Below are 23606 nucleotides of genomic sequence, written 5' to 3'. Positions count from 1 at the left end.
GGGGAGCTGCGCGGGATCGATGATGGCGAACTTTTCCCCCTGCTGCCGGTTCTCCAGACTCTCCGAGATCTTGGCCTGGGTCTCCTTGTTGACCAGTTCCTGATAATTCATCCTGGCCACGTCATAATCGCTCTGCATGGCAGCCAGGGTCTTATCCACCACCGGGGTATTGGCCATCTTCTGCTGATAGTATTCAATCAGCCTCTTATACTCCTTCACCTGTTGTTCCAAAGCCGGGATTTCAAGCCTCTTGGATTCGATCTGTGTCTGGAGATTGATATAGGCCGGATTGGTGGGATTGGAGGCATACTCCACATCCGGTAAATTCTTAGCCGTCTCAATCTTCTTCTTCAAGTCCTCGATTTCCGCCTTGAGCCGGACCACATCAGGATGTTTTTCGGTATACTTTGAGGCCATCGCAGTCAGCTCACTCTCCTTGCCGGCAAGACTTTCATGAAGCGCCTTTTCGGTATCATTGGAGTTGACTTCCTTTTCCATCCGGGCAATCCGTTTCTTCAGGTCGATCACATCAGGATGATTCTCGGAGAGTTTGGACTGCAGTGAAATCAGCTGGGTTTTGTCAAGCTCCAACTGCTCCTTCGGGGAAAGGACCCTCTGCCCGTAACTGGAAATCATGGTGGCGTCCGCATCGGTCATGGCGAGCTGCCCTTTGAGAAAAACCAGGTTGGACTTGGCCATTTCCAAATCCCTGTGATTCGTCTCGAGATAACGCTCATACCGGTCGAGGTTGGCCATGTTGACCTGCATCTGCTCAGGGAGTTCATCGAGGTGCTGCTGCTTGAAGTCCGAAATGTCCTTGCCGATTCTTGCAATCTCGGTCTCCATCTTTTTTAATTCGTCGGAGACAAACCGCGTGGTCATGGCGCTCGCATCCACACGGACCTTGAGGTTCTCCCCGATATAAAGAGAGGCGAGCTCAGAGGTCACGGCCTGCACGGTCCGAGGGTCCTTGCCTTCATAGGAAAGTTTAAAGGCCACCGTGAAAGTGACCTGCTGACCGCTCTTCTTGTTCACGCCCTCGGCAGATACAATCTCCATGGCGATGTCTTCGCGCATTTTTTCAATGATCTCTTCCCTGGTCCAGTCGTCTTTATACTCAGGGTAGAGGTTGAACTTCTGCATAATCTCCTCGAGCTTGGTCCGGCTCATGATCCTCTGGTTGATCACATTGAGCCTCTCCTCAACCTGGGAGGTGACCGTAGACTGCACATAATCCACAGGAATTTTCTGTTCTTCAATCAGGATCAGGGTTTCCGACTTGTAGATCGCCGGATAAAGATAGGCGATCAGGGAAACGACCACAAAGATTGAAATCGCAGGAATCAGGATGACCCATCTTCGCTTCCGGACAATCCGCCGTAGATCTCGAATGTCCATCACTTTGGTCTGTTCCATGGCTGTTCATACCCCATTCATGAAAAAATTTACGCTCACGGGACGATGATCGTATCCCATCTCTTCAGTTTCACGTTCTGTTCGGTATTCTTACCCCGGATCACCTGATTGTAATTAAACTTCAGCTTCTCTCCATCGGCCCGCAGGATAATAATGGAACCCCGATCCGCGTACGGGGTCAGCCCCCCGGCCAGGGCCAGGGCCTGGATCACCGTCAGATCCCCGTTGAAGGGAAGCGGGCCGGCGTGGAGAACCTCTCCCTGGACATAAATCCTGTTGCTGATCATCTGTTCCACAACCACGGTCACCTCAACCTCCGGGATGAATTCCTTAAGCCGTTTGGTGATCTCATCCTTGAGCTGCAACACGGTCAGCCCGCTTGCCTGTACATCATTGATGAGGGGGACCGAGATCTTGCCATCCGACCTGACCACGGCCTTGGTCGAGAGTGTCTCATCCTTCCAGACGGAAACAATGAGCTGGTCCTCAGGACCGATGATATATTCTTCCTGTTTCGGTGCGGACTCCTGAACCGCTGTTTCGACCGGCACTTCGGTTCTCAACCCGAAGGTCGCACACCCTGAAACCATGAACACCATCCAAAGAAAATAAGTTGCCCTATATTTTTTCATCATATCCTGCTCCTCTGAATAAATAATTTAAAAGTCTGAAAATTTGTCTATTTTATTCTCTTTTATCTTATAAAGCAAGGCCTTATAACTGACCTGCAGGATCTCTGCTGTTTTTTTACGGTTCCAATTGGTCTGCCTCAGAATCTTTTCGATGAGTTCCTTCTCGGCCCTCTTGGATGCCTCTTTGCTGATCTCCCGCAGGGTGAAGTTATGATCCTTTCCCTCCAGAAGAGGATCGATAAAGCTGAATTCTCCGGATGCCGTCATATTCCCCCCGGATCCCGATGAACCATTCTTCCGTTCCGATCTGACTTTATCCTCTTCTTTCAGGAGAAATTCGGTGGCAATCGGTTTCTCGCTCTCCAGGACCACCACCCGTTTGATCATGTTCTCCAGTTCCCGCACATTCCCCGGCCAGTTGTACTGCATGAAAAGGCCCATGGTCTCCTTGGAAATCTTCTTATAGTCTTTGTTGTACTTACGATTGTATTTCTGCAGAAAATGCTCGGTGAGGATCGGGATCTCTTCCATCCTTTCCCTCAAGGGCGGGACCGTAATATTGACCACATTCAATCTGAAGTAAAGATCCTCCCTGAATTTCCCCCTCGCCACCTCGGCTTCCAAATCCCTGTTGGATGCCGCGATGACTCTGGCATCCACCCGGACATCCTGTTCACTCCCCAGCGGGGCAAACTCCCCATCCTGAAGGACCTGCAGGAGCTTGGCCTGGAGGGCCGGTGGAATCTCACCGATCTCGTCCAGGAATATGGTCCCATGGTTTGCAAACTCAAACTTCCCGGGCTTTTTCTTATGGGCGCCGGTAAAGGCCCCGCGTTCATATCCGAAGAGTTCGCTCTCCAGAAGTTCGGCAGGAAGCGCCGCACAGTTCACATTTACAAAATGCCGGTCCCGCCGGCTGGAATTCATATAGATGAAACGGGCGATCAGCCCCTTCCCCGTGCCGCTTTCACCACGGATCAATATCGTAATATCCGTATCCGCAACCTGTTCGATAATCTCTTTGATGGCCCCCATCTTTTCACTGTTCCCAAAAAGGATCTGGTTCCCGTTCTGTTCACTGACCTGTTTTTTGAGTCTTTGAACCTCTGAGATCAGATTCCTTCTCTCCAAAACCTTGCTGATCGTGAATTGCAGTTCCTCCGGATCAAACGGCTTGTTGAGAAAATCGGCTGCTCCGAGTTTCATGGCCCCGACCACCGTGCTCGTCTGACGGTGGCCCGAAAGCATGATCACGCTCGTATCCATTTTTTCTTCCTGTATCTGTTTCAGGACCTCAAGCCCGTCCATATCCGGCATGACCACATCAAGGATGACAAGCTCGGGCCTGATCCTCTGAATGGTCTGCAGACCGTCCTTCCCGCTCGTAGCGATCTCTGACCTGTACCCAAACTGTGTGATCAGCGTCTTGAGATAGTTACCGATCTCAAGCTCATCATCAATAACAAGAATAGTGGCCTCTTCAGGCATGAAGCTCCTTAACAATGGCTCTTATTTACGGTTCTTCTCCCATATAGTGGGTAAAAAGGGTTCGAGGATTCCAGGGTTCAAGGGGTCAAGTGAACCCTGGAATCCTTGACCCCTTGACCCCTGATGTTTTCACCCACTATTTTGGAGATGATCTTTATTTACTTTATAATGAAAATCAACGGTTTTTTTTGCAAATCGTGTGCCAATAACCAATTTATGCATATCTAACCTAAAATCCCGGCATATTCATATATTTTATCTTCTATCCACCCTATCCATCTCATCCACATCCTTCAACGGGTCAAAAAAAGGCAAACCGATGTAAAATCCATAGGAATATCTCCATCAAACAGGGTTAGTGTAACATAAAAAACGCTCAATTGGAACACAGAAAAATGACAAATGAAAGAATACAAAAAAATGGAAAAAAAGTTTCTTTTTTAGGAAAACTATTTCTGTTCTGAAAAAAAAAAGGAAAATGTTTTCCCTTTTTATGAAAACTTTTTCCCAAAAGTGGAAAACTTTTTCCAAATTTTCTATGGATGAGCCGTAATATCCACTGTTTCTCGGGGAAGGAGGAAAGAGAAACAACTCCCCTTCCCGGTCCGGCTTTCAACCCATATCCTCCCCCCATGCGCCTGAATAATTTTCTTGCAGATGGAAAGACCGAGCCCAGCCCCCTTTTTCTCCCCATACCGCTTCCCGACATTGTTGAACTCATCGAAGACCCGGCCGATCTCCTCGGCATCGATCCCCACACCTGTATCCATGATCTGCGTGAGAATACCATCCGGCGTGTTTTCACACTTCACCGTGATCTTGCCGGACGAAGGGGTGAATTTAACGGCATTGCCGATCAGATTGATATGAACCTGCTCAATGGCGCCGGCATCAAAGGTCAGCATCAGCTCTTCTTCAGGAAAATCCACATGGAGTGTAATCCCGTTTTCTTCGATGTAGTTTCTCATCTGCTCAAGAATATTCTTCAGGGTCTTCAGATAAGATGCATACTGAAAATGAAACTCCGCCGATTCCGATTCCAGCCTGCAACGATCCAACATCGAGTTCACCATCCCGATCAGCCGCCGGCAATTCCTCCCCGACTCCTTCAAGAGATGCTTCTGTTTTTCGTTCAATGGCCCGAAGGATTCGCTGAGAAGAAGTTTCTGGTAACCACCTAAGATGGTGAGAGGGGTCCTCAGTTCATGAGTTGCCGCTGCCAGACAGGCATTCTTCTTTTTGCCGAGTTCCATCAGCCGTTGGTTCGACTCCTGAAATTCCTTGACCATATTCAAGGTATCCCGCTGCATCTCCTGGCCCCTGGACTCTCTTAGAATACCCTTGGACAACCGGTCCATGGTCATTTTTATCGCCCGGATGCCGGCCCATTCATCGCCTCCTTCAGGATCAGTCGGCCGAGATTCCGGCCCGGCGCCGGAGAACCTCACATACCAAAACAAGTAAAAAAATGGAAGACCGGAACAGAATCGGCTGATATGATCCATCAGTTCGAGTTGTTCTTTTTCGGGGAGTACGGAATGGATCAGGACGAAGTGAAACAGATCCTGTTCCATGGTCCGAATCGCAGCAGAACTCCCGGCGCAGTGGTTCACCTCGTAACCCCCGTCCTGAAAGATCTTTCGGATGCCGGCTGAGAGTTCCTGGTCAGAATCAACAATAAGAATTCGCAAGGGCGTAAACACCATCGGAATTGACTTAAAAAATGAAGCGTTTGTTCTGCAATAATGATAATTTTATTTAAACAAATGCTCTAATAATTGTCAATATAATTCTAAGCCGCCATTTATGAAAATTTGACTGGACGGCTGTTCGGCAAGGTGATATCTTGGCGCAACACCATCGGGTCCTGAACTGATGAATATCAAAAACATCTTAAAACAGCTTGAATTTAAAAGAAAAAAACGGCTGGGTCAGAATTTTCTACATGACGAAATGGTCTTGGATGAGATCCTTTTCCATGCGGACATCCAGCCTGGCGATACGGTCCTTGAAATCGGAGCCGGACTGGGAAGTCTGACCGAACGCCTTTCAGAATCAGCCGGCTGCCTCATTTCTCTTGAGGTGGATAAAATCCTTTATGAGTATCTTGGAAACCGTTTCAGGAACCGCAAAAACGTCCGAATCTTATGGCAGGACATCCTGAAATTCAACACCGATGATCTTCCGGGCCAGGATATAAAGGTTATCGCAAACCTGCCTTATTATATTTCCACGCCGATTCTTAAACACCTCATGAAATCCGTCAGAAAATTCTCTTTGATCCTGATCATGCTCCAGAAGGAACTTGCCGAACGGATCACCGCTGAACCCGGATCAAAGAAATATGGATCTCTCAGCATCATGACCCAGTTCCACACACAGGCGGAAATCGTGGCCCATGTCCCGAGGACGGCGTTCTATCCCCCCCCCGCCGTAGACTCTGCGCTGGTCCGTCTCCAGGTTTTAAAACAGCCCTGCGTCAATATATCAAACCCAGAAGGTTTTTTCAGGGTGGTTCAGGCCGCTTTCTCCCACCGCAGAAAAACCTTGCGGAACTCGCTTCTTGGTTCCGGAAGGGTCTCCGCAGACAAGCTGGATTCGGCCTTCAAGGCCGCCGGCATCTCTCCAACCCTCCGAGCGGAATCCCTCTCCATTCACGAGTTTGCAAAACTTGCTCAATTTCTTCTTTGATTCCGCATCATGATGTGATAAATTTTCAATTTAGATCATCTCCAAAAGCGTGGGTGAAACCATAAGGGGTCAAAGATGACGACCCTTCATTTTACCAAGATGCAAGGGACGGGAAATGACTTTATCCTGGTGGACGGTCTTCAAGAAAGGATCGGTCCCCTGGATCCCTATGCCCGTTTCCTGTGTGACCGGAAATTCGGGATCGGTGCGGACCAGATCCTGGTGTTACGGTCTTCCGAAAAAGCGGATTTCCGGATGCAGATCTTAAACGCCGACGGCTCAGAAGTGGAGATGTGCGGGAACGGAATTCGGTGTTTTGCAAAATATCTCAAAGATCATGGGTATACGTCCAAGAACGTGATCCGCGTGGAGACCCTCGCGGGGATCATGACGCCTGCCATAGGGGAGAAGGAGATCTCCGTTGACATGGGTGTCCCGGTTCTCTCCGGTCCTGAGATCCCCGTCAAGATGGAGGGGACCATCATCTCCAAACCGATCCGGCTGGACAGCAATGATTTGCTCATAACCTGTGTTTCCATGGGCAATCCGCATTGTGTGATCAAGGTCCAGGATGTAGACGCTTTCACTGTGGAAAAGATCGGGCCGCAGATCGAGTCGCACCCCTTTTTCCCGAGAAGGACCAACGTTGAGTTTATCCAGATCCTGAATGACCATGAAATCAAGATGCGGGTCTGGGAAAGGGGCGTGGGAGAGACCCTTTCCTGCGGGACGGGGGCCTGTGCTTCCGCTGTCGCATCGGCGCTCAACCACTGGACCGGACGCAGCGTTCTTGTCCATTTGAAGGGAGGAGACCTCAAGGTCCTATGGGATGAGAAAGACCGTGTGACCCTCACGGGCCCGGCCCAAGAAGTCTTCTCCGGAGAGATCGAGATTTGAGAAGAGAACCATTCACCACTGAGAACACAGAGAAAATAAATGTCAAGGTCAACCATTTATTAACCCAGAGTTGACCAATGATTCAAGATAACTTATTTTATGTTTTATGACGAGCCGATACAAGGGGAGGGACCATGCTGCATCCAGCCGAATTCTGTGCTTCCTGCGGGAAGGAGATGTTTGAAGGGGCTCGATTCTGCACATACTGCGGGGCCGGGCGGCCTGCCGCGCCGCCCCCTTCAGAACAGGGCCGCGATACGGTCTTTGAAGTCAGCAGGATCGGGGTCTGTTCCATGGTCAAGCTTTTCTTCATGATCCATGCGGTCATCGGCATGGTCTTCGGGATTCTGTTTGCAAGTTTCGGCCTGTCCGGCATGGGCATGCCGGATCTCCCGTTCCATATGAATGGAAGACACTTTTTAGGGAGTGGGCCCTGGATCGCCGTCATCCTCGCCTGCGCCGTTTTTTACGGGTTCATCGGATCATTTCTGGGCCTGATCGCGGGGTCCCTCTACAATATTCTGGCATGGGGCACAGGGGGGATTCTGATCACGCTTAAGAAAAAACAATAAGGAGAAGATATGTTTCAAGGTACGCTGCCTGCCATCATTACGCCCTTTAAAAAAGACGGCAAGATAGATGAAGAGGCCCTCAGGGCGCTGATCCATTTTTGCATTGAAGAGAAGGTCGACGGGATCGTCCCCTGCGGCACCACCGGTGAATCGGCCACACTGACGCATGAGGAACACAAGGAGGTCGTGCGGATCACCGTACAGGCCGTGAACCGCAGGATCCCGGTACTGGCGGGGACAGGGTCCAATTCCACGGCTGAGACCATCGAACTGACGAGGGCGGCAAAAAAGGCCGGGGCGGACGGGGCCCTGCTGATCTCTCCCTATTACAATAAACCCACGCAGGAGGGGATCTACCAACATTACAAAAAAGTAGCCCAAGAGACCTCCTTCCCCCTGATTCTCTACAATGTGCCCGGCAGGACCGCTCTGAACATCCTTCCCGAAACCGTGGCCCGCCTGTCGGGTATCCGTGAAATCACGGGGATCAAGGAAGCATCGGCCGACCTCCGTCAGATCAGCAAAATTATTGAGTTGTGCCGTGAAGATTTCGTGGTCCTCTCCGGGGACGACTTCACGGCCCTTCCCACTCTGGACATCGGGGGCCAAGGCGTTATCTCCGTGGTTGCCAATGTGGCGCCCGGAAAGATGTCGGAGATGGTCCGGGCCTTTTTTGACGGGGACCCGGACCAGGCGCGGTCTCTGCATTATGAACTGCTCAGGCTCATGGAAGCCATGTTTTTCGAGACCAATCCGATCCCGGTCAAAACCGCTCTCCATCTCATGGGGAAATGCGAGGATGAGTTCCGCCTTCCCCTCTGCAGGATGGGAGAGGTAAACAGAAACAGACTGAGTGCAGTCATGAATGAGTATGGGCTGATCCCTGCGGACCGCAGACAAGACCCAGCAGCCTTTTAAATTCAGATCATCTCCAAAAGAGTGTGTGAAAACATCAGGGGTGAAGGGGTCAAGGATTCCAGGGGTCAAGTGAAGTGCTAAAAACATAAGGGGCCGAGGGTCCTAGGGTTCAAGGGTTCAAGGGTTCAAGGGTTCAAGGGTTCAAGTGTTTTTCTCTGGAGATTTTGCTTGCGTTCTTGTACTCGGTTTACCGGTATCAGTATTTCACTTGAATCCTTGACCCCTTGACTCCTATAACCCTATGGTTCTTCAACCCTCGACCCCAAGATACATTAGTGTAGTAGCCGTCGCAGACGGCAAAAACAGAGAAAAGCGGGGAACGCGAAGCGTAACCCTTTTTACCCACTAAATGGGAGAAGAACCTTAAATTCTAACGATACCCGTGTAGGCCATGAGAATTCTTGATTCTAAAGCATCCGGTTTCGAAGAGGAGGTCCTCGGCTTCAAGCAACGGGCGGGCGAGGTCGACAAGAAGACCGTCAAAGTCGTTGAGAAGATACTCGGCCGGATCCGCGCGGAGGGAGATCCCGCCCTGTTCGAGTTGACCCGTAAATTTGACCGGGTCACCCTTGACCGCACCAACGTGGAGATCGCTCGGAAAGAGATCGAACGATCCGAGGAGAGGGTCGACCCCCAGGCCTTGGCCTCACTCCGTGCCTCAGCCGCGCGGATCCTGGCCTTTCACGAGAAACAGAAAGATCAGACCTGGACATTCACGGACCAGGATGGCGTGACGCTCGGCCAGATTGTCCGCCCGCTTCAAAGGGTCGGGATCTATGTCCCCGGCGGTAAAGCATCTTATCCATCATCCGTGCTGATGAACGCCATCCCGGCCAGGGTGGCCGGAGTCAGGGAATTGGTCATGGTCAGCCCCACACCCGGCGGAGAGGCCAACCCCTATGTCCTCGCTGCGGCCCGGATCGCCGGCATAGACCGGATCTTCCGTGTGGGAGGGGCGCAGGCCGTCGCCGCCTTGGCCTATGGGACGGAAACCATCCCCAAGGTGGACAAGATCGTGGGGCCGGGGAACATCTATGTCGCCCTGGCCAAAAAGATGGTCTTCGGCATCGTGGACATTGACATGATCGCAGGGCCGAGCGAAATCCTGGTCCTCGCGGATCATACGGCCGATCCCGATTTCATCGCCTCTGATATGCTTTCCCAGGCAGAACACGATGAGATGGCCTGGACAGTCCTGGTCACCACTTCCAGGGACTTGATCCGGTCCGTTCAGAAGGCCATAAAAGAGCAGCTTGGCACATTGCCCCGCCGGGACATCGCGGGAAAGGCGCTTCAAAATTACGGGACCCTGATCCTTGTAAAAGACCTCGTCGAAGGCGCACAGGTAGCGAATGCCGTCGGCCCGGAGCACCTCGAGATCATGACTGAAAACCCGTCTGAAATCCTGGAACGGATTGAGAATGCCGGGGCAATCTTCCTGGGCCCCTATTCTCCGGAACCCATCGGCGACTACATGGCAGGACCGAACCATGTCCTTCCAACCGGCGGAACATCCCGGTTCTTCTCTCCGCTCTCTGTGGGAGACTTCTATAAGCGATCCAGCCTGATCTCTTTTACCCGGAGAGGATTCCGGCTCGTAGCCGAGGATACCATCCGCCTTGCAGAACTCGAAGGGCTTCAGGGACATGCCCGTGCCGTCAGTCTCCGAAACAAGCGGCTGAAAAACGAGGGCGGAGGTCTATGAATCCACTTGATCTGCTTCGGCCTGAGATCCGGACACTGAGACCCTATTCCGTTGTTGAGACCCCGTCACGAGTCAAGATGGACGCCAATGAAAGCCCATTTGACCCTCCTTTCGAGATCCTGCAGGAAATCTCAGAAGAACTTCGGCGCATGCATTTCAACCGCTATCCGGATTCCGGGGCCGTGACATTAAAGAAACGGATTTCCGAATACCTGCACACGGAACCCCGGAACCTGATGCTCGGAAACGGGTCCGACGAACTGATCGGGTATTTGATCACGGCATTCAGCGGCCAAAACAGCGGGATCCTTTTCCCCGTTCCGACTTTTTCCATGTACGGCATCATCGCCAAGGCTCAGGGCCAGACGGCCATTCCCGTCCCTCTCGACGGCCATTTCCAGATCAATCCCGAATTGTTTCTAAAAACGGCCCAAGAGCGCTCCCCGAGGATCATCTTCCTGGCCTCACCCAACAACCCCACGGGAAACAGGTTTGCCGATGAGACCCTGCTCAGAATCCTGAAGGAAACGCAGGCGATCGTGGTGGTGGACGAGGCCTATATCGACTTCTCCGATCATCCGGGTTTCATGAAATATCTTCAGACCATTCCGAACCTGGTCATTTTAAGGACCTTGTCAAAGATCGGCATGGCGGCCCTTCGTGTCGGGATCCTCATCAGCAGCCAAGAGGTGATCAGTGAATTGGAGAAGGTCCGGCTGCCATACAACATCAATACTTTTTCTCAGGCCGCCGCCTCGGCCCTGCTCAGCCGTCCCGAAACGATTAAGAAACAGATCCGGATGATCATTGAAGAACGGGAGCGCCTCTTCCAATCCATGTGCAGCATCCAAGAGATCAAGGTCTATCCTTCACAGGCAAACTTCATCCTCTTCCGGACGCAAGACGCTTACGAACTCTACCGGAACCTGCTCAAGGCCGGCATCCTCGTCCGGAACCTGGACCAATCGGGACCGCTTCAAGGGTGTCTCCGGATGACCGTGGGAATGCCTGAGGAAAATACGGAGTTTCTGGAACACCTTGGCCGTTTTTTTTGACAGCCTGGATGTTTTCGTCTCGTATACGGTACAAAATGAAACCACAGAGTGCGCAGAGAAACACGCTATGTTCTCTAAAAGAATTTCCATTTATTAACGTTCTCATAATTATCTTGACGAGCGGGACCCCCTCACCTTTATCCTCTCCCCCGTCAGCGGGGGAGAGGGGAGGGTGAGGGGGCCGTCCTATGTCCAGACTATTTCGAGATTATTAATAATATCCAAGAATTTCTCTGTGTGCTGGTTAATTTTTACAATACATCAACCAACAAAGGGGGGCTTTATGGCAAGACAAGCAAAGATTGCAAGGAAAACCAAGGAGACCAGCATAAAGGTAAGCCTCAACCTCGATGGGAAAGGAGATTATGAGATCCAAACCCCGGTCCCGTTTTTGAACCATATGCTGGAACTCTTTGCCCGGCATGGTCTTTTTGACCTGGCCATTCATGCCGAAGGGGATACGGCTGTGGACTTCCACCACACGGTAGAAGACGTGGGGATCTGCCTGGGAAAGGCCTTTGAAAAATCCCTGGAGGACAAACGGGGGATTGTCCGGTATGGACATGCCTCCATCCCCATGGATGAGGCGCTCGCCCAGGTCTCTGTGGATATCTCCGGACGGCCGCGCCTGATCTTCCATGCCGAGATCCCCAAGGAAAAAGTGGGGGATTTCGACCTGGAATTGGCTGAGGAATTCTTCCGTGCCTTCAGCAACCATATCAAGGCGACGTTCCATATCAGCCTGATCTATGGTGACAACCTCCATCATATCCTGGAGGCCATGTTCAAGGCCTTGGGCCGCGCCTTGGATCAGGCCACCGCGCTGGATCAGCGGAATCCCATGGTCCCGTCCACAAAAGGGACCCTCGAATAGGTTCTTTTCAAGTGGGAATACGTCGATTTTCACCTTGAAAAGAGGGCACAATTCTGTTATATTATATAAAAGCGGTTAAATCATATATTTTTCTCAATTTTATAACCATTCCGGAGCATAGATGGAATCTTCAACAAAAATTCTGGTCGTGGATGACGATAAAGCCGCCAGAAAATCCATCCGGTCCATCCTCGAACAAGAGGGGTATCTGGTCTTGGAAGCTGAGGACGGCGCCTCCGGACTGCAGCAGGTCAAGACCGAAAACCCCGATCTCGTACTCCTGGATATCGTGATGCCCAGAGTGGACGGAATCAAGGTCTGCAAATCAATCAAATCCAACCCGGATTATAAAAAGATTCCCATCCTCATGACCACCTCCATGGGGAGCAAGGAGGACATTATCCGGGGGCTCAAGTCCGGAGCGGATGACTACATCGTCAAACCCTATGACAAAAGCGAACTTCTGGCAAGAATCAAGACTTTTTTGAGAGCCGGGAACCTCCTCAAACAACTGGAAAGGGAAAAACGGGATCTCATGGCCATCCTCGACATCAGCAATGCCATCACCTCCACGCTTGATTCCAGGGACGTCCTTTACTCCATCGTCAAAAAGATATCGGAAATCATTGATGTGAACCGCTGCTCCATCGTCAAGATCGATGCCGATGGACACAGGGGCTTTGTGCTCGCCTCCAACGAGAACCCGGATATCTTTAATATCCCCATTGACATCGAGAAATACCCGGAAATCATGAAGGTGCTCGAAACCAAGGAAGTTGTCCTCGTCAACGACATCGACAAAGACCCCCTGGTGGCCTCTGTGAGGAAGCTTCTATCGAAGACCCTCTTTCACTCCCTTCTCGTCCTTCCGGTCATCATGAAACAGAACGTCATCGGGACCATCCTCCTCAGGACCGCCCGGACCCGCCCCTTTGAAGAGCGGGAGATCCAGTTCTGCCAGATCATTGCCAACGCCGCGGCAAACGCCTTGATCAATGCCTCCCTGTTCGAGTCCATGGAACTCGCCAACATCCATCTGGAAAAACTGGCCACCACCGACGGGCTGACCGGCATCTTCAATCACAGGTATTTCTACAGGCGCCTGGACGAAGAATTTAATCGGGCAGAACGCTACAGCATCCCCCTTTCCGCCATTATGATGGACGTGGACAGTTTCAAGGGGATCAATGACACCCTCGGGCACAGGATCGGGGACCGCATCCTCAAGGAACTGGCCGTGGTCCTGAAATCAAAGATCCGCAAAAGCGACATCGTCGCCAGGTATGGAGGGGACGAGTTTATCATCCTTCTGCCGCAGACCGACCGTCAGGGCGCGGAAATGGAAGCGCATCGCGTCGTCCGTTCCATCATGGATTACCAGTTCGAATCTCTGCCCGATTCCAAAATAAAAGTCAGCTACGGCATCTCCACCTATCCGAACGAACAGATCTTGAAAGCCGATGACCTGGTCACCATAGCGGACCGCAGCCTTTACACCTATAAAGCTAAAAACAAGAACCCGGTTCCGAAATAAACACCAAAATAAAATTAACACCTGTTGACATTGGCCCCGCCTCATCTTACAATCATTTGAACGGTTCGGACGGTTTTTTTAATATCCGAGGTCGAGATGATTGCTATTGTCGATTACGGTATGGGAAACATCAGAAGCGTGCAAAAGGGTTTTGAGAAAACCGGCTTCAAGGCTGAGATTGTCCGAGAACCTGAGGCCGTCCGGAAGGCCTCGGCCCTCGTGCTCCCGGGTGTGGGCGCCTTCAAGGACTGCATGAAGAATTTAGCGGCCCTCCGGCTCATCGATCCGATCGTCGAACATATCCAAAAGGGTAAACCCTACCTGGGGATCTGTCTCGGCATGCAGATCCTCTTCACGGAAAGCGATGAGTTCGGGAAGACCCCCGGGCTCGGCCTGATTCCCGGAAAAGTCGTCCGGTTCCATTTTGAACGGACGGATTCCGACCCGTCCGACCTCCGTAAAATCCCTCACATGGGATGGAACACCATCCATAAGGTTAAGAATCCGCCCATCCTCAAAGAGGTGCCGGATCGGACCTATCTCTATTTTGTCCACTCCTATTATGTGGCGCCGGATGACCCCGAAATCATTGCCGCCACCACGTGCTACGGCATGGATTTTACATCCATGATCTGGAAGGATAACCTCTTTGCCACACAGTTCCATCCGGAAAAGAGCCAGGAGGCAGGCCTTTCGATCCTCAAGCAATTTGCCATGCTGGTTTAAGGTTGAAAAAAGATTTTTGTTCCGAAGAAAGGAAAAACTATTGATATGATACTCAAGCTTGCCCTGGTTTTTTACCTCCTCGCGACCATCAACTGCCTGCTTTATTTTGTGACCCCCAAAAAGAGCCTTGGAAGGGCCTATATGGTGAGCGCCGTCATCGGGTTCCTGCTGCATACCGCCGCCATCGCCCTGAACACCATCCATTTGGGGCATCTCCCCGTCACCAACTTTCAGGAAGGGATGTCTTTCTTCTCCTGGGCCATCATCCTGATTTTCCTGATTCTGGAATACCGCTACAAGATCCTGATTCTCGGGTCCTTCATCATCCCCCTGGCCTTCATCTCCCTGCTCTATCCGGCCCTGCTGCCCCATGAAATCCGGAATCTCTCGCCGCTCCTCAAGAGTTCCTGGCTCGCCATCCATGTGAGCCTGGCCTTTCTGGGGGATGCGGCCTTTGCCCTGGCCTTTGCCGTCAGCCTCATGTACATTCTCCAGGAGAACCAGTTGAAAACCCGCCGGTTCGGGGCGACCTTCCGCAAGCTCCCCTCCCTGGAGGTCCTGGACGCCCTGAACCATCGGGTCATCACGACCGGTTTCCTGCTCCTGACCCTCGGCATCATCAGCGGAGCCCTATGGGCACGGGTTGCCCTCGGAAGTTACCTGCAGGGGGATCCCAGAGAGATCTGGTCGATCATCACCTGGTTGATCTACGCCGCCCTCCTCCACGGCAGGTTGACCGTGGGGTGGCGGGGGAGGCGGTCCGCCACCATGGCCATTATCGGCTTTGCCGTGCTGGTCTTCGCCTTTTTGGGAGTGAACCTGTTTCTATCCAGCTATCATAATCCGGAGCGGTTTTAATGGGTATTTTACTGGTCGGGATGAGCCACAAGACAGCGCCGGTGGAGCTTCGGGAAAAGCTTTCCATGCCCGTGGATACCCTTCCCGATCTCCTTATAAAACTGAAAAGCGAGGCCATCCAGGAATGCCTGATCCTCTCCACCTGCAACCGCGTGGAGATTCTCACGCTGAGCAGCCATCCGGAGAAGGGAATCGAGCAGATCAAGAGTTTCCTCGGATCGGGAAAAAATACGCCCGTGAGTTCCCTTGATCCGTATATCTATGTCCTTAAGGACGAGGAAGCGGTCCTGCACCTCTTCCGGGTGGCATCATCGCTCGACTCCATGGTGGTCGGCGAGCCTCAGATCCTAGGGCAGATCAAGAGCGCTTATACCATCGCCTTGGAGAACCACGCCACGGGCTTGATCCTGAACCGGCTGATGCACAAGGCCTTTGCCGTGGCCAAGCGGGTCAAGACAGAGACAGAGATCGCGAAGAACGCCGTCTCCATCAGTTATGCGGCCGTGGAACTCGCCAAAAAAATCTTTGAGGACATCACGGACAAGACCGTGATGCTGATCGGGGCCGGAGAAATGAGCGAGCTCGCGGCCCGGCACCTCATGAACAACGGCGCCGGAAAAATTCTGGTCACCAACCGGACCTACAGCAGGGCCGTGGAACTGGCACAGGAGTTCCGAGGAAGCGCCATCCGCTTTGAAGATTTCATCAACTCCCTGATCCATACCGATATCATTATCACCTCAACCGGCTCGCCCCATTATATCCTCCACCATCATCAGGTTAAGGACGTCCTTCACTTGAGGCGCAACAAACCGATCCTCATGATCGACATCGCCGTACCCAGGGACCTGGATCCTGAGATCAATAAGATCGACAACGTCTACCTCTATGACATTGACGACCTGCAGTCGGTGGTGCACACCAACATCGAGGGACGGGAAAAAGAAGCCGAAAAGGCCGACACCATCGTCTCCGAAGAGGTCTTGGCCTTCCTGAAATGGATGGCATCACTGGAGGTCACCCCTCTGATCGTGCTTCTCCGGGAACGGCTGGAACAGATCCGCCGGGAAGAACTGAAAAAGACCCTCCCCAAGTTAAACGGGATCTCGGAGCAGGACAAGAAGGCCATCGAATCCATGTCCGTCTCCATGATCAACAAGATCCTGCACGGGCCCACGCAGGCCTTGAAAATGTACAGCCACAGGCAAGAGAAGGAGACTTTCATACAGATCCTCAAGGAGATCTTTCGACTGGAAAAATCCGAAGAAGACTGAATGTTCATGAACGTCATCTTGCAGGTCGATAAAAAAATAACCCCAGCCTGAACTCGGTGAAGGGACCATAAGGACATATCATGCAGAAGAAAAATGAGATACGAATCGGGACGCGCGGAAGCCGGCTCGCACTCTGGCAGGCCAACTGGATCAAGGAATCCCTGGAGTCCAAGGACAAAGACCTGTCGGTCTCCCTGATCAAGATCAAGACCACCGGAGACAAAATTCTCGATGTGCCTCTGGCCCGGGTGGGAGGCAAGGGGCTCTTTGTCAAAGAGATTGAAGAGGCCCTCATGGACGGCAAGATCGATATCGCCGTACACAGCATCAAGGATGTGCCCACTGACCTTCCTGATCCGCTCCACCTCCCGGTCATCTGCAAACGGGAAGACCCCAGGGACGCCCTGATCTCCCGCGGACTTAAGTTTTCCGAAATGCCGCAGGGCGCTAAAATCGGAACCAGCAGTCTCCGACGGCAGGCCCAGCTCCTGCACCTGCGCTCGGACCTCAAAATGGTCACCCTGCGGGGCAACCTCGACACCCGGATCCGCAAACTCGACACCGAAGGCCTGGATGCCGTGATCCTCGCGGCCGCAGGGATCCGGAGGATGGGCTGGGGCGACAAGATCACCGAGTTGCTCTCCCCTGAGATCTCGCTTCCGGCCATCGGCCAGGGGGCCGTGGGCATTGAGTGCCGCAGGGAGGATCCATGGATCAACAGCCAAATCGCTTTTCTTCTGCACCGGGAGACCTTTGACGCCGTCACGTCGGAACGCGCCCTGCTGAAAAGGCTCGAAGGGGGCTGTCAGGTCCCCATCGCGGCATACGCCGAGATCGAAAACCATACCATGCGCCTGAGGGGTCTGGTGGGGAGCGTGGACGGGAAGACCCTGATCCGGGACGAGATCATGGGACCCAGGACCCGGGGAGAATCTCTCGGGGTCAAGCTGGCCGAACGGCTCCTCGAAGCCGGTGCGGACAAGATCCTGGAGGAAGTCTATAAACAACGATAACCATTTCTTCTAAAAATGGTTGAATAACGTCATTGTCCGGCTCGACCGGACAATCCACCCTTCGACAGGCTCAGGGTGACAATTGTCATGGTGAGCTTGTCGAACCATGGATTCCCCGATCAAGCATGCCCTCCAATCCCCCGATCGGAGGGTCGTGGAATGACAAACTGATTACGACTTCTGTCGCTGTGCATATTTATTACTCTATGTATATTTGGAGGATCTGCTTTGCTTCGTGAAAGGCCCAAAAATGGAAAGGTCTACCTGATCGGCGCCGGACCGGGACATCCCAAACTGATCACTCTCAGGGCCATTGAGTGCATTCAGGACTCCGATGTCCTTCTCTATGACCACCTGGCCAATCAGAAATTTCTTCAATACGCGAGAAAAGGCTGCGAGATCATTTACGCCGGGAAGACCGGCGTCCATCACACCCTGCACCAGGACGAGATCAATCAGATCCTGATTGAGAAGACCCGAGAGGGCCGCACCGTGGGCCGGCTCAAGGGCGGGGACCCGCTCCTCTTCGGCCGTGGAGGCGAAGAGGCCGAGGAACTTGTCAAGCAGGGGATTGAGTTCGAAATCGTGCCGGGGATCCCCGCGGCCACGGCCGCAGCGGCCTACGCAGGAATCCCCCTGACCCACCGGAACCTCTCCTCGACCGTGGCCTTCGTGACCGGACATGAGGGGTCTGAAAAATCCGGCCCCTCCGTGGACTGGGCAAAACTCAGCACCGGCGTCGGGACCCTGGTAATCTACATGGGAATCGGAAACCTCAAGGAAAACGTCCTGAAGATCATGGCCCACGGCCGGTCCCCTAAGACCCCGGTGGCCCTGATCCGGTGGGCCACCACCCCGGACCAGGAAACCCTGTGCGGAACCCTCTCCGACATCTACGAAAAGGCGCAGGCCGCGGACTTCAAGGCCCCGGCCATCATGATCGTGGGGGAGAGCGTGACCCTTCGGGACAAGCTCCAATGGGCGGAGCGGCTCCCCCTCTTCGGGAAACGGATCGTCCTCACCCGTGAGAGAGAGCAGGCCGGAGACTTCTCCGAACACCTGGAACGGTTCGGCGCCGAGATCTTTTATCTTCCCACCATCCGGATCGTCCCGCCGGAGAGCTTTGAGATCCTGGATCGTGCCATAGATGAGTTTTCCTCCTTCCACTGGGCGGTCTTCACCAGCGCCAACGCAGTCCGGGGATTCATGGACCGGCTCATTTCCCGGGGCCGGGACGCCCGTGACCTCAAGGGGATCCGGATCATCACCGTGGGAACGGCCACGGCACAGGCCCTTCTCGATAAAGGGATCCGGACGGACCTGATCCCTGAGGAATTCCGGGGCGAAGGGGTGATCCGGGCCCTCAAGGCAGAGGGCGATCTGCACGGCGCCAAGATCCTGATCCCGAGGGCGGAAAAGGCCCGGGAGATCCTTCCAGACACCCTGAGGGACGAGGGGGCCGAGGTGGTGGTCGCCCCGGTCTACCGCAATGTCCCGCCGGAGATCAACCCCAAGGACCTTCAGGAGATCCTGGTCAAGAGAAAGGCCCATCTGATCGTCTTCACCAGTCCTTCCAATGTAAATAATTTCATGACGTCCGTGGAAAAGGAGGGGCTGAGCGGGGCCCTTCAGGGAATCCGGATCGCCTGCATCGGCCCGGTGACAGGGAATGCTGCCAGGAAACAGGGATTGGAGGTGGCGCTCGAACCCGAATCGTCCACCTTAAGCTCGCTTTCCGATTCGATCTTGCGTTTGTTCGGGGAACCGTATAATATAGAGAAAAAAAAGGAGGATTAACCATCATGTTCTTTCCCAGCTACCGGCCGCGAAGGATGCGGAAGAACCCGCAATGGCGGAGGATGATCCGGGAGACCGCCCTCTCCGTGGATGATCTGATCTATCCCATGTTCGTGATCCACGGGAAGAATGTGCGTAAGGAGATCTCCTCCATGCCGGGGAATTTTCAGTTCTCCGTGGACCACCTGATCAAAGAGGCCAAGACCGTGCATGGACTCGGCATCCCCGCCGTCATCCTCTTCGGCATCCCCAAGACCAAGGACGAGATGGGTTCCGGGGCCTACGATGACCGTGGGATCATCCAGACGGCGGTGCGGGCGCTCAAGGACAAGGTCCCGGACCTCATGGTCATCACCGATGTCTGCCTTTGCGAATATACCAGCCACGGCCATTGCGGCATCGTGGAAAATGGAGAGGTCCTCAATGACACGACGCTTGAGCTTCTGGCCAGGGAGGCCGTGTCCCATGCCCGAGCCGGCGCCGACATGGTCGCGCCGTCGGACATGATGGACGGCCGGGTCGGGGCGATCCGGGACGCCCTGGATGAAGAAGGGTTTGAGGCGATCCCCATTATGTCCTATGCGGTCAAATATGCCTCGGCCTTTTACGGACCCTTCCGGGATGCGGCCGAATCCCCGCCCAAGTTCGGAGACCGGTCATCCTACCAGATGGACCCGGCCAATACGCGGGAGGCCATGCGCGAGGCCGAGCTGGATGCATCCGAAGGCGCGGACATCCTCATGGTCAAGCCCGCCCTCCCCTATCTCGACATCATCTACCGCGTGCGGGAGGAATTCGATCTCCCGGTCGCGGCCTACAACGTCAGCGGGGAATACGCCATGCTCAAGGCCGCGGCCAAACTCGGATGGCTCGATGAAAAGAAAGTCATGATGGAATCCCTCACGGCCATCAAACGGGCCGGAGCGGATATGATCCTCACCTACTGGGCCAAGGATGCGGCAAAACTCCTTTAGGGATGGAGGGCAAAGAGAGATGTTCATCCGGCGTTACCACGGCGAGATTATCTTTCACCTCTTGAGCCTGTTCTTTTTTGATCTGATCTATTTCATGGCCCTGATGCTCCTCCTGATCCGGGAGAACCCATGGGTTTCTCTGTTCTCTATTCTGGTCTTCGGGTACCTCCATCTGATCTGCTTCAGGAAAGCATGCAGGGACATCCGCTGGCCCTTCGTTATTCCGCACATGGTCTTTCCTCTCCTGCTCATGCTCATCGCATTCCTGACCTATGCCCCGTAAACAGGATTCATAATCGGGATTCGGGCCCTATATCCCCGTTGACAGAACCCCTTTGAAAATGTTACTTAATGTCTGGCGGCAAATGCAGAGAAGGAGAAGAATCCATGACGAATCGGTCGGAAAAATTGTTTCAGCAGGCAATAAAACTCATCCCAGGCGGGGTCAACAGTCCGGTCAGGGCGTTTAAATCCGTAGGCGGAACGCCGATCTTTATCGAACGGGCGGAGGGGAGCAGGATCTACGACGTGGACGGCAATGCGTACATCGACTATGTGGGATCCTGGGGCCCCATGATCGTGGGGCATGCCCATCCGAGGGTGATCGAGACATTGACCCGGGCACTCGCCAAAGGGACGAGCTTCGGCGCCCCCACGGAACTCGAGATCGAGCTGGCCCAAATGGTTATAGACGCCGTGCCGTCCATCGAGATGGTCCGCATGGTCAACTCCGGGACCGAGGCGACCATGAGCGCGATCCGCGTGGCAAGGGGATTCACCGGAAGGGACAAGATCATCAAGTTTGAAGGGTGCTACCACGGACACGCCGACGGCCTGCTGGTCAAGGCCGGATCCGGCGCCGCGACCTTCGGCGTCCCGACCAGCCCGGGTGTGCCCAAGGACTATGCGAGAAACACCCTCACCGCGCCGTTTAATGACCTCCATGCCGTGCAGGAGATCATTGAAAAACAAGGGGAAGAGATCGCCTGCATCATTCTCGAACCCCTGCCGGGCAACATGGGCGTGATCCCTCCCGGAAAAGGTTTTCTCGAAGGTCTGAAAAAGATCACCCAGGAACACGGGATCGTGCTGATCTTCGACGAGGTGATGAGCGGGTTCCGGGCGGCTTATGGAGGCGCCCAGGAACGCTACGGCGTGCGGCCCGACATGACAACCCTCGGCAAGATCATCGGTGGAGGCCTTCCGGTCGGGGCCTACGGCGGCCGGAGAGAGATCATGGAACAAGTCTCGCCCTCGGGGCCCATCTACCAGGCCGGGACCCTCTCCGGGAACCCGTTGGCCATGACCGCGGGGATCGAAACCCTGAAGATCCTCTCTGAACCCGGCGCCTATGAAAAACTGGAGCGCAGCACGGACATGCTCTGCGCCGGGATCCGGACGGCCTTCGGCAAAGCCGGCATTCCGGCCTACCAGACCCGTGTGGGCGCTATGTTCTGCACCTTCTTCACGGGTGATCCGGTCTCGGACTATGCAAGCGCGTCCCGGTCGGACACGAAACGTTTCGGGAAATTCTTTCACAACATGCTGAAGAATGGCGTGAACCTGGCGCCCTCCCAGTTTGAGGCGGCCTTCATGTCCCTGGCCCACACCGAAGAGGACATCGAAAAGACCATCGAGGCCTGCGGAAAAAGTTTAAAGGGCTTATAATGAGTATCTGGATCTGGATCGGTTTCTTCTCCCTGGTCGCGGCCGTTCTTGTCCTTGACCTCGGTGTTTTTAACCGCAAGGCCCATGCAATCTCCCCGCTCGAGTCCCTGGCCTGGACCGCCTTCTGGATATCCCTTGCCCTGGCATTCAACGCGGGTGTCTACTATATATACGAACACCACTGGCTCGGCATCGGGCTTGATACACCGGATGGACTCAGCGGCAGCCAGGCGGCCCTTCAGTTCTTTACCGGATACCTCATCGAGGAGTCGCTCAGCCTGGACAACATCTTCATCATGGCGCTCATCTTTTCCTATTTCAAGGTCCCTCAGAAATACCAGCATCGGGTGCTCTTCTGGGGCATATTCGGCGCCGTGGTCCTTCGCGGTCTTATGATCGCCGGAGGCCTGGCTCTGATCAACCGGTTTGAGTGGGTGGTCTATGTTTTCGGGGCGATCCTTCTGATGACCGCGGTCAAGATGCTCATCTCCAGCCAGGAGAACGTGGACCCTGATAAAAACCTTGCCGTGCGCCTTGCCCGGAAGATTTACCCGGTGACCACCCGGTATGACGGGTTGAAGTTCTTCACTAGGGTCCACGGAAAACGTGCGGTCACGCCGCTCTTTCTCGCCCTGCTCATGGTCGAGACCACGGACGTCCTTTTTGCAGTCGACTCCATACCGGCGGTCATCGCCGTCACACGGGATCCCTTTCTGGTGCTCACCTCAAACGTCTTTGCGATCCTGGGCCTGCGGTCGCTCTACTTTGTCATCGCCGGTATCATGGAAAAAATGAGATACATCAAAACAAGCCTGGTCTTCCTCCTGGCCTTTGTGGGGATGAAGATGATTCTCTCCAGGCACTTCCATATCCCGGCGCCTATATCGCTCGCGGTCATTGCCGGCATCCTATCGGTCGGCATCCTCGCATCGATCTTCGCCCCTGTCAAGACCGCGTCCACCAAGCCCTCCGCCATCTCCCTGAATATGGAGCGCCTGGCCGGGCTGACCTACAAAAATGCGAAGCGGATCCTGGTCCTGATCATCGGAACGAGCGTGCTTCTGGTCGGCGTGGCCATGATCGTGCTCCCCGGCCCTGCGGTGATCGTCATCCCAGCCGGCCTTGGCATCCTCGCAACCGAGTTCGTCTGGGCGAGGAGCCTGCTCAAAAAAGCCAAACACAAGGCAGAGAGTCTGGCCGACGCCGCTCAAAACATGATGCATGGGGGGGAAAAACGGCGTTGATCGGGTGTGCGACAAATTTATGGGTAAATATTTCTCTGAGAGCGTCATTCCCCGACTCGATCGGGGAATCCATGGTTCGACAAGCTCACCATGACAATTGTCACCCTGAGCCTGTCGAAGGGTGGATTGTCCGGTCGGGCCTGTCCTCCGACTGGATCGGGGGACCGGACAATGACAACCCTATATAATCCTGATGTGTACCAATCCCCCGATCCAGTCGGAGGACAGGCATTTTTGTCGCAGACCCGCGTTGACACGGTAAATTTGTTC

The 23606-nt window shown here is 53.9% G+C and carries 20 protein-coding genes and 1 pseudogene (1 of these 21 running past the window's edge); 17 read left to right on the top strand and 4 right to left on the bottom strand.

Annotation, left to right across the window (positions count from 1 at the left end; genetic code table 11):
- From AUK29_03210 to AUK29_03195, 4 genes and pseudogenes are all read right to left on the bottom strand, one after another.
- Nucleotides 1-1416 (bottom strand): annotated as a pseudogene (locus tag AUK29_03210) (hypothetical protein) (it extends 342 nt beyond the left edge of the window).
- 35 nt (nt 1417-1451) lie between these two features.
- Entirely contained in the window at nt 1452-2048 is a 597-nt protein-coding gene (locus AUK29_03205; GenBank protein OIP65181.1) for a hypothetical protein, read from the bottom strand.
- A gap of 27 nt (nt 2049-2075) precedes the next feature.
- A complete protein-coding gene (locus tag AUK29_03200; protein OIP65177.1) occupies nt 2076-3536 on the bottom strand; it encodes a hypothetical protein in 1461 nt (486 codons plus the stop codon).
- A 536-nt stretch (nt 3537-4072) separates the two neighbouring features.
- Entirely contained in the window at nt 4073-5242 is a 1170-nt protein-coding gene (locus tag AUK29_03195; protein ID OIP65176.1) for a hypothetical protein, read from the bottom strand.
- A 169-nt stretch (nt 5243-5411) separates the two neighbouring features.
- Here AUK29_03195 and AUK29_03190 point away from each other — a divergent pair, with 169 nt between their 5' ends.
- The 17 genes from AUK29_03190 (at nt 5412) to AUK29_03110 (ending at nt 23336) form a co-directional block, all read left to right on the top strand.
- Complete coding sequence (locus AUK29_03190) at nt 5412-6227, top strand: hypothetical protein (GenBank protein ID OIP65175.1); 816 nt, start codon at nt 5412-5414, stop codon at nt 6225-6227.
- Nucleotides 6228-6302: 75 nt separating this feature from the next.
- Nucleotides 6303-7124 (top strand): diaminopimelate epimerase, encoded by an 822-nt coding sequence (locus tag AUK29_03185; GenBank protein OIP65174.1) that lies wholly within the window; start codon nt 6303-6305, stop codon nt 7122-7124.
- Nucleotides 7125-7258: 134 nt separating this feature from the next.
- Nucleotides 7259-7696 (top strand): hypothetical protein, encoded by a 438-nt coding sequence (locus tag AUK29_03180; GenBank protein OIP65173.1) that lies wholly within the window; start codon nt 7259-7261, stop codon nt 7694-7696.
- 9 nt (nt 7697-7705) lie between these two features.
- Nucleotides 7706-8614, top strand: coding sequence for a 4-hydroxy-tetrahydrodipicolinate synthase (locus AUK29_03175; protein OIP65172.1), 909 nt, complete (start codon nt 7706-7708; stop codon nt 8612-8614).
- A 391-nt stretch (nt 8615-9005) separates the two neighbouring features.
- Nucleotides 9006-10319, top strand: coding sequence for a histidinol dehydrogenase (locus AUK29_03170; protein ID OIP65171.1), 1314 nt, complete (start codon nt 9006-9008; stop codon nt 10317-10319).
- Between the two features lie 11 nt (nt 10320-10330).
- The gene (locus AUK29_03165) at nt 10331-11374 is read left to right on the top strand and encodes a histidinol-phosphate transaminase (protein ID OIP65180.1); all 1044 of its coding nucleotides are present in this window, start codon (nt 10331-10333) and stop codon (nt 11372-11374) included.
- A gap of 283 nt (nt 11375-11657) precedes the next feature.
- Nucleotides 11658-12248 carry an imidazoleglycerol-phosphate dehydratase gene (gene hisB, locus AUK29_03160; GenBank protein ID OIP65170.1) on the top strand — a complete coding sequence of 197 codons (591 nt, stop codon included), beginning with the start codon at nt 11658-11660 and terminating at the stop codon, nt 12246-12248.
- Nucleotides 12249-12369: 121 nt separating this feature from the next.
- On the top strand, nt 12370-13782 hold the full coding sequence (locus AUK29_03155) for a hypothetical protein (protein ID OIP65169.1): 1413 nt from the start codon (nt 12370-12372) through the stop codon (nt 13780-13782).
- 96 nt (nt 13783-13878) lie between these two features.
- Nucleotides 13879-14508 carry an imidazole glycerol phosphate synthase subunit HisH gene (locus AUK29_03150; protein OIP65168.1) on the top strand — a complete coding sequence of 210 codons (630 nt, stop codon included), beginning with the start codon at nt 13879-13881 and terminating at the stop codon, nt 14506-14508.
- 45 nt (nt 14509-14553) lie between these two features.
- Nucleotides 14554-15366: a c-type cytochrome biogenesis protein CcsB gene (locus AUK29_03145; protein ID OIP65167.1), complete on the top strand. Its 813-nt coding sequence runs from the start codon at nt 14554-14556 to the stop codon at nt 15364-15366.
- A complete protein-coding gene (locus AUK29_03140) occupies nt 15366-16640 on the top strand; it encodes a glutamyl-tRNA reductase (protein ID OIP65166.1) in 1275 nt (424 codons plus the stop codon). The genes AUK29_03145 and AUK29_03140 overlap by 1 nt, the downstream gene beginning before the upstream one ends.
- Before the next feature lie 80 nt (nt 16641-16720).
- On the top strand, nt 16721-17653 hold the full coding sequence (locus AUK29_03135) for a hydroxymethylbilane synthase (protein ID OIP65165.1): 933 nt from the start codon (nt 16721-16723) through the stop codon (nt 17651-17653).
- 228 nt (nt 17654-17881) lie between these two features.
- Complete coding sequence (locus AUK29_03130; GenBank protein ID OIP65164.1) at nt 17882-19450, top strand: uroporphyrinogen-III C-methyltransferase; 1569 nt, start codon at nt 17882-17884, stop codon at nt 19448-19450.
- 5 nt (nt 19451-19455) lie between these two features.
- Nucleotides 19456-20424 (top strand): delta-aminolevulinic acid dehydratase, encoded by a 969-nt coding sequence (locus AUK29_03125; GenBank protein OIP65163.1) that lies wholly within the window; start codon nt 19456-19458, stop codon nt 20422-20424.
- Nucleotides 20425-20443: 19 nt separating this feature from the next.
- The gene (locus tag AUK29_03120; protein ID OIP65162.1) at nt 20444-20707 is read left to right on the top strand and encodes a hypothetical protein; all 264 of its coding nucleotides are present in this window, start codon (nt 20444-20446) and stop codon (nt 20705-20707) included.
- Between the two features lie 104 nt (nt 20708-20811).
- Entirely contained in the window at nt 20812-22092 is a 1281-nt protein-coding gene (locus AUK29_03115; protein ID OIP65161.1) for a glutamate-1-semialdehyde-2,1-aminomutase, read from the top strand.
- On the top strand, nt 22092-23336 hold the full coding sequence (locus tag AUK29_03110) for a tellurium resistance protein TerC (protein ID OIP65160.1): 1245 nt from the start codon (nt 22092-22094) through the stop codon (nt 23334-23336). The genes AUK29_03115 and AUK29_03110 overlap by 1 nt, the downstream gene beginning before the upstream one ends.
- The last annotated feature ends 270 nt before the right edge of the window (nt 23337-23606 follow it).

The sequence above is a fragment of the Nitrospirae bacterium CG2_30_53_67 genome, from assembly GCA_001873285.1.
Lineage (GTDB): Bacteria > CG2-30-53-67 > CG2-30-53-67 > CG2-30-53-67 > CG2-30-53-67 > CG2-30-53-67.
The sequence above is the reverse complement of the archived record's forward strand: the minus strand, read 5'-3'. Positions and strand labels throughout refer to the sequence as shown.